The following is a 15482-nucleotide window of genomic DNA, read 5'->3' on the forward strand; positions in this document are numbered from 1 at the left end:
TCTTACGCCTCCTTGTCCGTATGGTAATCGCTCCACAGGCGGCTGCCCGTGATGGTGAAGCGCAGATCACATTGCAGGCAACGTGCGGCCTCACCGCACAGGCTGCTGCCGCAGATGCCCCGGCTGATGGGGTTAAAGTTGTCCTGTCGCTCATCCGGCGAGACGAAGTCCTCGGCTGCACGGGTCAGGTCACCGAAGCCCTCGACCTTGCCGATCTTGGGATCGGGCTGCTCGACCGGTGCCAGCGTCTCGGAGATGTCTCCGTCACCGCCTAAGTAGCGGTCCACCTCGGACGCGATCTCACGGCCGGACTCGACCGCCTGAATGACCGTTTTAGTGCCGTAAATGGCGTCGCCGCAGGCGAAGATACCGGAAATATTGGTGGTGAAGTGCTCGGGATCGGCCGCGATGCAGTTGCCGCGTCCGCGTTCCAGTCCGGAATCCTCTGCCAGATCGGTGCGCTGACCGACGGCAAAGATCACCGTATCGGCTGCAATCTCGTGCTCGGAGTTTTCCTCCTTCTCGATGATTGCACGGCGGTTTTCGTCAAAGGTAAAGCGCTTGACGTTGCAGAACTTGACTCCGGTGACTGCGGTCTCGCCGCAAATAGCCTCGAAGGTCTGTCCGGGGTGTACCTGAATACCCTCTTCCTGTGCCTGCTCGATTTCCTCGTCATCGGCCAGCATGGCTTCGCGCTTTTCCAGACATGCAACGTGCACTTCCTGTGCGCCCAGTCGCTTGGCCGTGCGGGCACAGTCAAAGGCAACATTGCCGCCGCCCAGCACGATGACCTTTTGGCCCATGCCGGTCGGCTGACCCATGGACGCATTGCGCAGGAAATCGGTATTGAGCAGGACGTTCTCCAGATTGCTGCCGGTCATGGGCAGACGTACGCCCTGATGGGTGCCGACTGCCAGAATAACTGCATCGAACTCATCGAGCAGTTCCTTGGGATGGTCAACCCGGCAATTTGTCTCCACCGTTACACCAAACTCGGTCAGGTAGGCCGCTTCCTTGTCCACGACCTCACGCGGCAGGCGGTAGGACGGAATGCCATACTGCATCTGTCCGCCCAGTTTGGGATAGGCTTCCTTGAGGGTAACTGCGTGACCCTGCTTGGCCAGATAGAAGGCTGCCGTCATGCCCGACGGGCCGCCGCCTACGACGCATACCTTCTTGCCGGTTGCTGGCAGGCGCTTGCTGTTGCGCTTCCACAGTACATTCTGAGCGTGCTCAGCGACATAGCGCTTGATATTACGGATGGATACCGCTTCGTTGACGTCCCCGCGGCGGCACTTGGTCTCGCACGCATGGGCGCACACGCGGCCCAGACACTCGGGGAACGGTAATTTTTCATGGATGACCGCAGTAGCTTCCTCGAACTTGCCCTCCTTGGCATAGCGGACGTAACGCGGCACATCGGTATGCGCCGGGCAGGTCGCCTGACAGGGAATCAGGGTGTCACGCTTCTCGGTCGGGGTGAAGTTCATGAGATCGCGGATGGTACCGGTCGGACAGACCTCGGCACACGCGCCGCAGAAACGGCAGTCCACGTCCTTGAGTAGTTTGTCATGCAGGGTACCGATGTAGGTTTCCATGCCCGACTGGTTGTATTGCAGCACGCCCACGCCGCGCAGGTCATGGCAGGCACGCACACAGCGTCCGCACAGCACGCAGCGGTTCATGTCGTGAATCAAAAGCGGGTTGCTCTCGTTCTTGGCAAAGCCCTTGACGCGGGTGTGCATGCGGGTGGCCGACGTGCCCATGTACTGAATGAGCGTTTGCAGCTCGCAGCGGCCATACTTGGGACAGGTCGAGCAGTCCTCGGGATGGGCGGCCAGAATCAGTTCCATGGACAGCTGGCGCAGGTGGGAAATCGTCGGGCTGTCCGTGTGTACGACCATGCCCTCCTCGGCTTGCAGCTTGCACGAGGGGACCACCCCATCCCTGCCCTCGACCTCAACCAGACACAGCCGGCACGAACCGATATCCGGCAGGTCAGGGTGATGACACAGATGCGGGATGTAAATCCCGTTTTGCAGCGCGGCCTCCAGCACGTTTGTCCCCGGCTGGACGGTCACAGTTTTTCCATCGATCTGGAGTGTAATCATAGACAATCCTCCATGTAACATCTAAAAAGTGCGTCCCGAACCACTGCACACGGCTGCATATCGGTTCGAGCGCCGATAATCTCTATCAAATCATCATTCTTCTGACACAGTGTACAGGTCAGGCTGCATCAGGCATGCAACATCAAACGCCCGGAAACGTCTTGCGCACATATTTTTCCTTACGTTCCTGCACCTTTTTCATGGCCTCGGGGTCACCATAGTAGCCGCCCTGTGTGGCTGCGATCTCCTCGAGATGCTTGGCACGTCCGGCAACCGTCGTACGATCCTTGAGCAGGCCATTTTCGGCAATGACAAACTTCCACTTGCCATCCACCTGCTCGAGCGTTCCGCCTGCACCGCACACCTGACACTCAATCGGATAGTGCAGGCCATCCCACTGGGGTTCACCCAGTACCAGCGCATTGCTATGGCAGTTCGGGCACCAGCCCATGTCCTCCTCACCCAGCCAAGTGCGTTCCTCCGGCGGAGTCTGCACGGCCTGCATGATGTGTTCCCCCATTTTTCTTGCGCGTGCCATCAGTGCATCATCCAGCAGGCACTGGGCATTGCCCGGCACGCGGGTTGCCAGCAGCATATCGACTACTTTCATATCGGTCGTGAACATGGTTGCCTGCAAGCCCTCAAGCGCCATCGACTGCCACGAACGCGTAGAACCGCCAACCGCAATCAATCCGGCCACACGATCCTTATGCGCAATTGCGCCGATGGTTTCAAGGAAGGACGTTTCATAACTCAGGCTTCTCTGTGCAAAGGTCAGATACGGAGATGCCGGCATCAGGTCATAGGTCGGTACCGAAATAATCACGCCGTCCTGCTCCAGCATGGCTTCCATGATCTTCTTTTTATCATCCTTACTGTCAAGCACACAGCCCACGTTCTTTCCCTGACTCATACCCTTGGTGCACGCCGTACAGCCCGTACAATCCAGAATATTATAGTCACGCAGGTTAATCATCGTCACCTCTGCGCCAGCTTCCTCACAGGCCATGAGCGCTTCCTTGAGCAAAATTTCACTGTTGCTGTTCTTACGCCCTGCCGTAATACCCATCACCTTATACATACAGCCTCATTCCTTTCTATCAACATCTCGGTTGTTGAGTTCATTATACCGTTCCCACCGCCATTGCGCCGTTTGTATTCTTTTAGATTCGACCTGTTTTTTTGACCTCTTCCTTCTATCTGTGCCCTATGTTCTAATCCGAGGTCAATTTGAATCGTTAATTTTTGATTTTCCAAACCCATATACGCTGTGCCGTACAGCAGTCAGGCAAAAAAACAGCCGCCTGTATAAAACAGGCGGCCAACCGTTGCAAAAATACAGGCAATCTTGCTCAGGCTTGTGACAAGATTCTCTGTTCCATTTTGATATGACGGCCAATCTGCTCCATGGCATCGTTGAGATAGAACGAATGTCCTTCATATTCGATCATAATTGTTCCGTCAAATCCCGATTTCACCACAAGATCCAGCAGTTGCTCGTAAGGAATCGTGGTTTCTACGCAATCCTCTGCGATATGATAGAATTTTCCATGAAAGTACTTGGCGTACGGCAGGATGCTCTCGAAGCCCTCAATATCCGCAGGCGCAAAGGACATATATCCAAACCATTCACTGACGGCCATCTTTTCCGCCAGTCCGCCGCCCATTTCCTCCATTTTCTTCAGCATATCCGCTTCCGTGTATCCACTCCAGCGGTGATCGATGATAAACTGGAGATTTTCTCTCTTGGCACCAAGATCGATGAATCTCTGGATATGCAGCTCATTCGGACGCTCAATATAACACCCGAAATCCGGCACAAAGCCAACCCACGGCGACTGCAGCCGCTCAAACAGCTTTGCCAGCTCCTGAATGTGCGGATCACTCGGACGCTCGGGCGCATGGATCTCGTAACACACCTTTACACCGTAAAATTCCGCCATCTGTGCTACCCGCTCGTACAGGTGCACCGGAATGCCAAATCCGCGGATATACGCACACCCCAGCTTATGGGCCGTCATCAGGTCAAAAACGACTTCATTCATCATCTCATCGTCGTCCATGTCGCGGTCCTGATATTTTGCAAAGTCCACATAGCCGCCGTAGCTGAACGGCTGCACGTCGTACTTCTTTGCCAGTCTGACCACTTCCTGGATCTCCTCATCGGTCGGATTGGGATAGTGCGAGAACATCTGTGCACCGACGATCTCAAACTTTTTCACACCCAGTCGATTGAGATCCTGAAACATCTGCTCAAAGCCGTATCCATCCTCTTCGACAAAACGCTGGGTGAACCCATACAGCGAAACGCCTAAGTCGATATTGTTCTTCATGCCAGTTCCCTCGCATTTCCCAAAGTCATTTTTGCATGCCCCGAACTGTCGATCATGCCGTAGACCTGCGGCGCAAACTTCATGTACGGGCTTTTGAACTCCAATCGAACCAAGACATCATGCGTGCCGGGTTCCAGTCCATAATTGAAAATCCGCAGGTGCGCGGGTGTCTTGATGCCCCAGTATTCCTTATACATGCACGGAAGCTCACTGAGCGTAAAGCACTTCTCATGCAGCTGAAACAGCATCAGATATTCCGGAATCTTCTCGCCATCGACGGTTACTTCCACCTTGTGCACGCAGGACAGCGGCAGACCGCGATAATAATTGATGCGCAGATCCAGATTGAAGCCCACCTGCTTGCCGTTGAGCAGGATGTTATAAAAGCCGTCCTCTCTGAGTACCCGTTTTTCAAATCCTAACTTCATAAATTGCGTCGGCATATCACATTCTCCTCCTCGGTCCGGAATGTCCCTTAGTCCTCGTATGTAAAATATACAGCCTTGCCGGTCTCTGCCGATTGATAAATGGCCTCCAGAATGCGCGTTACAACCAGCGCCTCCTCCGGCTTGACATAAGGCTCGGTATCGTTTCTGATGGCATCAATCCAGTATCTCTGCTCCAGAATCTTGGGATCGGTCATGTCCACACCGCCAAAGCCAAACACACCGGCTGTTTCCGCAGGCTGAATATTGACCAGCTGACCGTGAGACACCGTATTGGTGATGAGATAGCCCTTATTCTCCCAGTTATCGCCGAACATCTCAGAACCGCCCTCGGTTCCGCAGAGCGTCACCATCGCATCCTTGCAGTCGAGCAGGTTGAGCGCCCATGCCGCTTCCAGATAAATGGTCGCGCCATTCTTCATGCGGATCAGGCCAAAGGCCGAGTCCTCGGTCTCAAAGGTAGCCGGGTCCCACGGACCAAACTTATTGCCCTCCGGATGATCCTTCAGCTTCTGGAAGGTCTGTCCCAGAACGGATACCGGACGGTAATTGTTCATCAGCCACAGCGTCATGTCCAGCGGATGGGTACCGATATCGATCAGGGGACCGCCGCCCTGCTTGGACTTGTCCGGGAATACACCCCACGTCGGTACACCTCTGCGGCGCACGCCGTGTGCTTTGGCAAAGTAGATTTCACCCAGTTCACCGCTTCTGACCATCTCGTACATCTGCTGCGTATCCTTCCGGAAACGGTTCTGATAGCCGATGGTCAGCTTCTTACCTGTCCGACGGGCAGTATCCAGCATTTTCTTGCCTTCCTCATAGGTGATCGCCATGGGCTTTTCGCACAGTACATGCTTACCCGCCTCCAGTGCATCACAGGTGATGGGGCAATGATCCACGTTTGGCGTCAGCACATGCACAACGTCAATCTGCTCGTCAGCCAGCAGTTCGTGATAATCGGTGCATACCTTGGCACCGGGTGCGCCATACTGCTTTGCTGCCTGTTCCGCACGCTCTCGGATCACATCACAGAAATAAATCAGTTCCACTTCTTCCGGGAATGCCGAAAGAGCCGGAAGATGTTTTGCATTTGCAATACCGCCGCAGCCGATGATTCCAAAACGAAGTTTATCCATTTTTCTTGCCACCTTTCTGTTTTCTCTAGTGTACGCTTTTTCCCACGCTCCCGCTTTTCCCCCAGCCGCTTGTTTGTTATCTGTCTTTTCCTGCCATCCGGCCGGAGATATAAAAAACGGACAAGGCAGCTTATCCATTCTTGCCCTGTCCGTCTTTGATACGACGCATATTGTCCTGTGATGACCTTATTGGATCTCCCCATCGTCCAGCACAACCTGTACGAGTGTGATCTGGTGCGGTTTGAGTACAAGTTCAACCGAGATTTCTCCGTCCTGCACCCGGCCGGTCTGCTTTTGTATTCTGGGTCTGCTCAGTTCGCGCAGATAACGCGCCTCATCGGCATTCAACTGCGCGGGCCGTCCCATCTGCCTCCATTCATAGACCGCACTGCCCTGCTCTTCGGTCATATACCATGTTTTCATCCGATACCGGCGTTCCGGACGATTCAAAATCCTGAAACACAGCTTTTCCGCGGTATTCTCCTCGTAAATATCCATCTCTTCCCTGATCTGGCTTTCCTTATTCAGGTAATAGACATGCCCAAACTTTTTCGGATGAAATGCCAGAATAAAATAGGTATTCCCCCGATTGCATGTGACAAGAAAATGCTCGCCTTTGGCCACAACCTGTCCCTTCATCTGGCTCATAAACTGAAATGCATAAAAAACAGGCTTGTGCACACCGTCTTTGGTCAGCAGGCCATTGCCGCCCACAAACGGCTCGGTAGTATCCCGGTACTGCGTTAAAAAGTCACTGCCATGCTGATAGCACAGAATACAGCATTCTCCTTCCAGTGCTGCCAGATGCATCATCACATGAGCGGCCTTTCCGCAGCCGTCGTTGTAGGCATTGCGCTCGGAAATGCTGGTATTCCATTCGGTAATGACCAGCTTCATATCCGGATATCCGGCTTCCCTGAGCATCTTTCTCAGCTTTTTCACTTCGCATTCCACAAACTGCAAATCGGTAATTCTTCCCGAATAGACATCCTTTCCATAATGGTATGTACTGTACGGATAAATCTGTCCGGTCACGAAATCCGGGATGGTTTCCGCGTTTTTGAGCAGTGCAGGACTTCCGCCGAATGCGGCCTCGGGACAAAAACGATGCAGTACGCTGCGTGCGGTACTCCAAAGTGCCGCGTATGGCACATACGGCTTTCCAAACATTTCGCAGATGTCCTGATATTCCTCACTCTCATCCAGCTCAAAAATCCATTCTTCCAGCGACTCTCGCCCATAACGCTCGGCCAGATGCGCAAGACAGGTGTCCAGCAAAACCTTCCAATCCCTCAAATCCTGAAAGGGTACCTGATTTTCCTCACGAAACAGGTCTTCTCCAATATCTGCATACGCCCGTTTCAAATGTACTGTCAGATCCAACACCGGTATCATCCCATTATCGACAATAAAATCCAGCACGGTATCCATCAGCGCAAATGTATACTGATTTCCCTGTCGAATGTGTAGACTTTGACTGAAAATATTCCCCAAGCGCACATACCGGACTCCCAATGTCCGATGAATGCGCACCAGCTGCTCCTGAAGCACTGCCTGCAGCAAATCCCACATGGTACCGAAATTGATCCAGCTGATCGTATTATTTTGCAGCGGTCGGCCGCTCTGACGGTCAATTTCAATTTGCTGCACCTCTGTCTGCGCTCGCTCTTCAGGGATTGCCTGATCTTTCAGCCAGCTGTCCAGTTTTTCCATCACACTTATGTCGCTTTTTTCTGCGTCGGATGCCCGCTTCCGGATTTGTCTCCGATACTCGGAAGGAGAGCATTGATAGTTTCTCTGGAAGAGCTTATTGAAGGCAGACGGCGTTTCAAATCCACATTCCATGGAGATTTCCGTCACCGTTTTACAGGTGTAAAGAAGGCTCTCCACCGCGTGATTGAGGCGTACGCGGCTGAGATATTCCCGGAAATTCATTCCCACCGTCTGTTTGAACAATCTGGACAGATACGCCTCAGATAGATACAAACGATCTGCAATCTGCGTGAGTGACAGTCTCTCTGCATAATGATTATTGATATCATCCAGTGTCTGCTGGATTCTCTGGTCTTCGGTGCTGATTTCGTTCGCCTCCAGCAAAAAGTTTTCCGACAAAATATCCAGCAGTGAGTACTTCGCACACTCCAGAGAAAATGAATTGCGCTCGCCAGCCGCTCGGTACTTCTTGATGAGTGTATTCAGCGTCACGCGCAACTGATGCACATCTTGTACGGAATTGGTCACACTATTACACCAGAAATTGACTGGACGCCGACCCAGCATCTCCTCCATCATACTGCTGGAAATCAAAATGCGGCAGATCAGGCATTTCTCTGCATGCTTCCACCAATGCAGTTTGTTGGAGTTGATGAGTATAATATCTCCCTTTTTCATATGGAAAATATCGCCTGAAAGTACCAGCTCTGCCGCTCCATACAAAATATAATCGATTTCAATCTCTCTATGGGCATGCTTTTCTTCATCCGTGATTTCTCTGATATATATAATAAGCTCTTTGCAGTTTAGATCTGCCATCACTAAGTTCCCCCTGTGCTCAAACATAAAAACATGTTCTTATCGGCATTTCTGCCATTATTATAATCTTTTTTATGTATTTATTCAAATGACAGTATAGTTCACTCCATCTTTCTAGTTGACCACGCGCAAGATATAATGTTACCGTTACACATTCAAAATCCCATTTCAGCAGTGACAGTTCATAAACTAAATACCATAAAACCTCTCCTCTATTCGTCCAATAGAGGAGAAGCCAACAGTAAAGTGATTTTGTATATCTGAATGAAAAGCACAAGCGAAATCATAAATGCCCCACTCCATGGATCTGTGAACCGAGAATCTTTTACCCAGCGAAGCAATGAGAAACATTAATTTTTAATATGATTTATATCTTTCTTAATCATCATCCAAACAAAAGCAGAAAATATAAGTAATTCTTGCATTTGACAAAATATATATTATAATCATGAAGCCGAAGGAGAAATCCTTCGGCTTTTACTTTTATCTCAAAGGAGCTGATTTCAGTGAAACCCCGTTACATCACCCGTGGCATTGAGGCTACCATTCCGCCTTGGCTGCAAACCCTCTTATGGTACATGCGCGACAGTATAGAAGTCCCCGAGCGGGATTACCTGCAAATTTTCCATTTGTCCTGTGATGGCGACTGCCAGCGTATTGAGCATGCTCAAGAGCAGCCGGAATACCAGCACGTTGTCGTGATCCCGGGCGAGCAGCCTGTTGATGCCAAGGTGTACATCATCGAAGATCCCGATCACATTACCATGTTATTAGCAGACGAATACTAAAAGGAGGCTTTGAAAATGGAAGAGACGACTTATATCTGTGAGCGCTGCGGAGAACGAGTCCCGGCGGATGCCTGCACGATGGTTGCAGACACGATTTTGTGCCCGGACTGTGTAGATACCTATACCACCGTTTGTGATTGCTGCGGAGAGCGGCTGTTCGTCTCGGACGATCACGGAGACGAGAACATCACCCTGTGTGAGCACTGCTACGAGCGGCATTATACGAACTGTGAACGCTGCGGGCGCGTGATTTCGTACAGCGATGCCTACTATGAAGATGACGACGAGGACGAGCCGCTGTGCTATGACTGCCTGCAAGCTCGTTTGCAGCAGGCGACGATCCACGATTACAGCTATACACCGCGGCTGATTTTCCATGGCGAGCGCGACAATGAACGCTTCTTCGGCGTTGAACTGGAAATCGACGGCAATGGCAAGAGCCGCAAGAATGCCGGCGAAATCTTAAATGTTGCCAACGAGGATGCGCAGAATCTGTACATTAAAAGCGACGGATCGCTCGACTGCGGTATGGAACTGGTTACCCATCCGATGACCTTGCAGTATCACCTAGAACAGATGCCTTGGAAAAACGTCCTGCGCAAGGCAGTCGAACTCGGATATCTCAGCCACCGCACTACCACTTGCGGTCTGCACGTTCACATCTCCCGCGCTGCTTTCGGCGAAACCGAACAGGAGCAGGAATTATCCATTGCTCGACTGCTATACTTCGTCGAGAAATTCTGGACTGAGCTATTGCGATTCTCCCGACGTACCGAGCGACAGATCAACCGCTGGGCAGCACGGTACGGCATGAAATTATCGCCGAAAGCTGTGATGGAGTCGGCGAAGGACTCCCGTGCTGGACGCTATACCGCCGTGAATCTCACAAACGAAGACACCGTAGAAATCCGGATTTTCCGAGGCACGCTCAAATATAATACCCTGATCGCCACGTTACAGCTGGTCAATGCCATCTGCGACGTGGCTCTTCTTTTGTCTGACGAGGAATTGCAGGAGCTGTCATGGCATGGATTCCTTGACCGGATTCGCGAGCCGGAACTCATTCAGTACTTAAAAGAGCGAAATCTCTACAAAAATGACCCTGTTATGTACGAGGAGGACGAATGATGTGCAGCCTATTTGGACTGATTGACTATCAAAATGCCCTGACAACACGGCAAAAGAACCACATCTTACAGGTGCTTAGCAAAGAATGTGAAGTGCGCGGCACGGACGCGACGGGCATCGCCTACAACTTTGGCGGCAGCATCAAAGTGTTCAAGCGCCCGCTCGCCGCGCATAAGCTCAAATTCCATGTACCCAACGGGGTTCGTGTCGTCATGGGACACACCCGGCTTGCCACTCAAGGCAGACCGGCAGACAACTACAATAACCATCCTTGGTCAACTGACTCTTTCGCCTTGGCGCACAACGGCGTATTGTGGAACGACAAAGAGCTTCGACAGACCGAGAAGCTGCCGGATACTCATATTCAGACCGACAGCTATGTCGCTGTACAGCTGCTCGAACAACAGAAAGCCCTGGACTTCACGACCATCAGCGCGGTGGCGGAGAAAATTCAGGGCTCTTTTGTCTTTACGCTTCTCGACCGGGACGACAACTTATATTTTGTCCGTGGCGATAACCCGCTTGCAATCTTCGACTTCGGTGGCTTTTACCTGTATGCCTCGACCGAAGAAATTCTGCGGCGGGCGATGCGTAAGCTGCGCCTGCACCACCGGGAAGAAATCCATACCGAAGAGGGCGATATTTTGAAAATTGATCGGACAGGCCAGCGCAGTTTCGGGCACTTCAATCCGAATCACAGCATGGAACACTTTTGGCGTAATCCACGGTTTCGCATGCTGTCGTGGTTCGACGAAGTGGACGAGCCGGAGGCAATAGATGGACAGACCGACCTGCTGATTCAGACGGCCAAGTCGATGGGCGTGTCCGAAGATGAAGTGCTGGCACTGCTCGATCTGGGGTATGACCCGTGCGAAATCGAGGAATTGCTGTATAATCCGGCACTGCTGCACGAAGCAGCGGCCGAGCTGCTGTACGCCTACTAAATCTGAAATGGAGGTGAGATTATGGGTCTGGGTACCATTCTGGTTGTGATTGGTGAGATCATCGATCTGCTGGAAGACGAGGATGAATAGTTCCCTGATAGGCAGAGGAATCCTCAAATCCTCTGCCTATCACTTATATTACGATACTCTATCGCTATTTTCTTTAAAGTATGGTATACTAAAAATATAAACGGAGGTGTTTATTATGTTAGAATCCAATCTTGACCGGACATTAGGCATGACCGATGAAGAGATGACGCTGCGCTTCCGAAAAGCTGTTGATCTCGAAAAGCAATTAAAAATCGCACGCGGAGAGCCTATCGCACGTTTTGACAAGGCCACTGGAAAAGTCTTTTTAGAGTATCCTGACGGGAGACGCGAATATGTCTAAAAAGCCTGAAATTATTGTATTTGCTGGTCCAAATGGTTCCGGGAAAAGCACTGTTACCAGACTTGCTAAAGTCATCGACCCTTATATCAATGCCGATGATATCAAACGCAGCACACATTGCACCGACTTGGAAGCAGCTAAGCTGGCAGAACATTTGCGCAATCAAGCCATCGATCATAAACAATCTTTCACCTTTGAAACTGTATTATCGACAGACCGCAATCTATTGCTTCTAAAACGAGCAAAAGAGCAGGGCTATTTTATCCGCTGCATCTATGTATTGACCTGCAATCCACAAATTAACGTCGCACGTGTTCGTAGCCGCGTTCTAAGTGGCGGACATGATGTTCCAAGCGACAAAATTATCAGCCGATACCATAAAGCATTAGCATTGCTGCCTGATCTGATTTCCGTATGCGACATCTGCCATATCTATGATAATTCAGATGAACCTACTCGAATTTTCAAAAAGCGAAAAGATGCGTTTTTCTTCTGGGAGAATGATTTATGGTCAGAAGAGCAGATTCATGATCTGACACATTGCTGACCCCTTCCCCTACCCCTAACAAGAAAATACGCAAAAAACTTTATGGACAGAAAAGATGGAAATACATTCACTTTACACTATAAACACTGTTTCTCGTCCAAAAAAGTTAAAAAACACCTGCGACTTAATCCTCATAACCCGGAGGTCGCAGGTTCAAGTCCTGTCCCTGCACCCATTAAAAAGCACTGATTCGTTTGAATCGGTGCTTTTTCTTTTTCTGCACTTTCTCAGGACTTGAACCTGACGGATTACATATTTTGCCGAGGTTTCGGCAAAAATCCTGTCCCATTCCACAGGTTATCCGGATTGTTTCATGGGTTCTCTGAAGCTAATAGCAGGCATGTCATTGCAGCGATTGGAATGGGTGTCCGTCCATTTTTCTGTATTGCGATAATCGCTGCATCATTCTGTTCAATGATTGCATGCTCTACATACAAGTAACTCATGCTATCTTTTAATTTTGGCAATTCTTGTAGATTTTTCATTTTCCGAGCCACCTCTTTTGGAATTTCCCCACGTATGTATGGTTTACGTTCCTCGTCCGTAAAGTGCAGGCGCGGCTCCGGTTCATCCCCACGCATGTGGGGTTTACACTGGAATCAAGTTAAGTTTTGATCGATTTTCACTGTGATTCACCGAGTTTTATTCCGAAAAAAATTCTAAAACTCAGTAGATAGTCTTATATTATTGATTGAGTAATAGCATCCCCAAACCATAAGACTTTCCCGGACCGATTCCTTCTTGAATCGCTTTTTGAAATTGTCTGATATCGATAATCTGAAGTGTTCCCTGATAGTGGTACTGATCCAAATACATCCGTCCGCCGCGTTCCTGCGTATGCCGACCGGTTAACTGACCACCCTCCAGTTCCTGACAATTCAGCAGCTGAAAGCCATTTTGTACACCTTTTCGAGCCAACCATGCAATACGTTCGTCTAAGGTACGAAGAATACACCGTTGGCTGTTCTTCCGACCATCCTGCGCTACTTTTTTGGTCGGAGAAGCCAACAAATCAAAGTGCCAGACCTGCCCTTGCTGCATCGACTCCAACCACGGGGTCAAATCACGTTGTCCGCAAAAGTGCATCCCAGGAAGCACACGATCCCGGTTCACCGGGCGACTGGAATAGAGATATACTGCCAAAGCATTGCGGTCTTGACGTACGCGATACAGCACCTGTGCGTCCTTGCGATCGCTTTCAAACAGTCCCATTATCATCTGGTGGAACTGTTGGCAGTCGCCTAGGCGCCGCTGAATATCCCTGTGATGAGGAAGCAAATCAATTTTTGTCAGATACATCTTGCACCTCCATGGTGACTACACCGCGATATACCGAACGGAGCGCGAAGTCGCGTCCACCGGATATCCGTTCATCCGAGCGGGTATAGCTCGCCGTTCCGCTTGCTGCAATCTCACATTCATAGGACAGCGATTGTGGTGCCGTATCATCTCCATCTCGCTTACATACCGGATAGCGCCGAATCGCATCCATCAGATCAGTATAAGCCGTGGTCGCTTCTTCCAAGACCGGACGAGACGGAACACAACTCTTACGTCCCAGATAAATCGGCCACGCAGGATGCTGCAGCGCTTTGATAACCCTCTCTTGCCAGATTTCAGGCAAATCCAGCACCACCAGAAAACTGGCGTCCTGCAAATACCAGCGATGCGAAACCACAGTATTGCTTGACCGAGGCTTTCCCTCGGCATTATACAGCGGATTGCTGCGCACGGTATGAAAATCCAGCATACGGATACCGGGACGGTCTGCTCGCACTGCCATATGCAGGTTTGCAGACAGCTCGGCGATTTCCGGGTTTTCCCGCTCGAGTCCCAATGCACAGGAGAGCAGCCCTACGATACCCGATTTACTCGGAAAATCTCCGCTGTCGCGTGTATCCCACTTGGAATGATCGCCCCAAGACTGTAAAGCGCCTTCCAGCCGTAAAATAAGTAATGTTTTTTCCATCATAGCTGCCTCACGCCAGCGTGTCGGCGACCTGTTCGAGCAGTTCAGGAAGTGTCTTGCACACCGTTGTTTCACACGCCGGTGTGATGGACGCATGCATAGGGCAAAACCACATCCGCTGCTTGACATGTAAACCAAAGCTATTCTGGATGGTATCGGCTTGATGCACCAGTGCCTGAGTGCTGCCCTTGACCAGATCATAATCGTTCGCCGGCTCCGGTTTGATCGGGCGCACAAAGGCATTTACCATGCTGACTGGTACCTTTTCTTCCTTGCACTCAATTAAGATCGCACTGGGAAGTACATTTCCGGCAAAACTGTTCTGTTTGCCCGAAGGGTTGGTCAGTGCCATTGTGCGGATCAAAGCCGGAATCGCTGTCCGAATCAGCTCATCAGCATCCTCTGTATATTTCAGATTGTCGCGCAAGATATCGGTGTCCAGCGAAGCATACAGATAATAGCAGGATGCGTTATAATCTGTATCACCAATCATAGCCGATCCGGTTTCCTCCATGGTTGCACCGCTCAGAAGATCATCCATTGCCGTGAAGTAATCGGATTCCATGTTCAGCTTATTGGTTGAGATCGCGTGCGCAACCTACATAGCGGCCTCGACATCCCGGAATGCGTTGGAAGTAACCATGCGGCCAAACAGCGCCATATCCAACGTAATCGGACGAACATCCGCACCCTTCACGGCATCCTGCAGGTCTTTGGCCTTCAATGCCTTTACCTCTTTCACAGACGCGCAGTCCTTGATCATATCATGCACTGCATCCGCAACCGCCTGAATATCCTCCGGTGCATAGAAGATGATCTGTGCAGTATAACTGCCGTCTTTATTCTCTTTACCCTCTTTATTTCCAAATCCGCTGATTTTTTGAAATACCGCGTCAATGTACTCCTGACTGACACCAAGTTCGGTCAGTCTTTCAGCAACCAGCTGAGGAAGTTTACGGGTTCGGATACCCAAATGCTCTGCGCCAATTGCCTCGGAAAGTACGGATGACGTTCTCCAGCTTCGTTTCAGGCATTGGCTGGATACACGACCGCGGGTAGTCCCTGCAAACATACAGGACTTGGGGGCACCGGATTCATCCCGATTCAGATTGACAGGCGGATAGTTTTTCAGCATGTGAATTTCGTATAACATA

14 protein-coding genes and 1 pseudogene are annotated in these 15482 nt (G+C 50.7%); 5 read left to right on the forward strand and 10 right to left on the reverse strand.

The annotated features are described in order from the left end of the window. Positions 1–2: 2 nt before the first annotated feature. The 6 genes from B5F17_RS11415 to B5F17_RS11440 all read right to left on the reverse strand — a co-directional run bounded on the left by B5F17_RS11415 (position 3) and on the right by B5F17_RS11440 (position 8588). Positions 3–2111 (reverse strand): FAD-dependent oxidoreductase, encoded by a 2109-nt coding sequence (locus B5F17_RS11415; RefSeq protein WP_087373964.1) that lies wholly within the window; start codon positions 2109–2111, stop codon positions 3–5. Positions 2112–2253: 142 nt separating this feature from the next. Beyond that, the gene (locus tag B5F17_RS11420) at positions 2254–3192 is read right to left on the reverse strand and encodes a flavodoxin family protein (RefSeq protein ID WP_087373966.1); all 939 of its coding nucleotides are present in this window, start codon (positions 3190–3192) and stop codon (positions 2254–2256) included. Positions 3193–3463: 271 nt separating this feature from the next. After that, a complete protein-coding gene (locus B5F17_RS11425) occupies positions 3464–4444 on the reverse strand; it encodes a sugar phosphate isomerase/epimerase family protein (RefSeq protein WP_087373968.1) in 981 nt (326 codons plus the stop codon). Next, positions 4441–4887: a C-glycoside deglycosidase beta subunit domain-containing protein gene (locus B5F17_RS11430; RefSeq protein WP_087373969.1), complete on the reverse strand. Its 447-nt coding sequence runs from the start codon at positions 4885–4887 to the stop codon at positions 4441–4443. Before B5F17_RS11430 ends, B5F17_RS11425 begins: the two co-directional genes overlap by 4 nt. Positions 4888–4919: 32 nt before the next feature. Then, on the reverse strand, positions 4920–6029 hold the full coding sequence (locus tag B5F17_RS11435) for a Gfo/Idh/MocA family protein (RefSeq protein ID WP_087373970.1): 1110 nt from the start codon (positions 6027–6029) through the stop codon (positions 4920–4922). Positions 6030–6215: 186 nt separating this feature from the next. Beyond that, positions 6216–8588 carry a GH39 family glycosyl hydrolase gene (locus B5F17_RS11440; protein WP_087373972.1) on the reverse strand — a complete coding sequence of 791 codons (2373 nt, stop codon included), beginning with the start codon at positions 8586–8588 and terminating at the stop codon, positions 6216–6218. Positions 8589–9067: 479 nt separating this feature from the next. Here B5F17_RS11440 and B5F17_RS11445 point away from each other — a divergent pair, with 479 nt between their 5' ends. From B5F17_RS11445 to B5F17_RS11465, 5 genes are all read left to right on the forward strand, one after another. Continuing rightward, positions 9068–9349, forward strand: coding sequence for a DUF960 family protein (locus tag B5F17_RS11445; RefSeq protein ID WP_087373973.1), 282 nt, complete (start codon positions 9068–9070; stop codon positions 9347–9349). A 15-nt stretch (positions 9350–9364) separates the two neighbouring features. Further along, positions 9365–10477, forward strand: a complete 1113-nt coding sequence (locus B5F17_RS11450; RefSeq protein WP_087373975.1) for an amidoligase family protein — start codon at positions 9365–9367, stop codon at positions 10475–10477. Further along, complete coding sequence (locus B5F17_RS11455) at positions 10474–11421, forward strand: glutamine--fructose-6-phosphate aminotransferase (protein ID WP_242968752.1); 948 nt, start codon at positions 10474–10476, stop codon at positions 11419–11421. The genes B5F17_RS11450 and B5F17_RS11455 overlap by 4 nt, the downstream gene beginning before the upstream one ends. 205 nt (positions 11422–11626) lie before the next feature. Continuing rightward, complete coding sequence (locus B5F17_RS11460) at positions 11627–11812, forward strand: hypothetical protein (RefSeq protein ID WP_087373978.1); 186 nt, start codon at positions 11627–11629, stop codon at positions 11810–11812. Further along, positions 11805–12359, forward strand: a complete 555-nt coding sequence (locus B5F17_RS11465) for an ATPase (protein ID WP_087373980.1) — start codon at positions 11805–11807, stop codon at positions 12357–12359. The genes B5F17_RS11460 and B5F17_RS11465 overlap by 8 nt, the downstream gene beginning before the upstream one ends. A gap of 311 nt (positions 12360–12670) precedes the next feature. On the opposite strand, the gene B5F17_RS14880 is transcribed toward B5F17_RS11465, so the two are convergent. The 4 genes and pseudogenes from B5F17_RS14880 to cas7e form a co-directional block, all read right to left on the reverse strand. Then, on the reverse strand, positions 12671–12844 hold the full coding sequence (locus tag B5F17_RS14880) for a hypothetical protein (protein WP_162608166.1): 174 nt from the start codon (positions 12842–12844) through the stop codon (positions 12671–12673). A 199-nt stretch (positions 12845–13043) separates the two neighbouring features. Further along, the gene (gene cas6e / locus B5F17_RS11470; protein WP_087373982.1) at positions 13044–13658 is read right to left on the reverse strand and encodes a type I-E CRISPR-associated protein Cas6/Cse3/CasE; all 615 of its coding nucleotides are present in this window, start codon (positions 13656–13658) and stop codon (positions 13044–13046) included. Further along, the gene (gene cas5e / locus B5F17_RS11475; protein WP_162608167.1) at positions 13639–14328 is read right to left on the reverse strand and encodes a type I-E CRISPR-associated protein Cas5/CasD; all 690 of its coding nucleotides are present in this window, start codon (positions 14326–14328) and stop codon (positions 13639–13641) included. The genes cas6e and cas5e overlap by 20 nt, the downstream gene beginning before the upstream one ends. Positions 14329–14338: 10 nt before the next feature. Further along, positions 14339–15481 (reverse strand): annotated as a pseudogene (cas7e, locus tag B5F17_RS15110) (type I-E CRISPR-associated protein Cas7/Cse4/CasC). Position 15482 lies beyond the last annotated feature (1 nt).

The sequence above is a fragment of the Butyricicoccus pullicaecorum genome, assembly GCF_002160355.1.
GTDB lineage: Bacteria > Bacillota > Clostridia > Oscillospirales > Butyricicoccaceae > Butyricicoccus > Butyricicoccus pullicaecorum.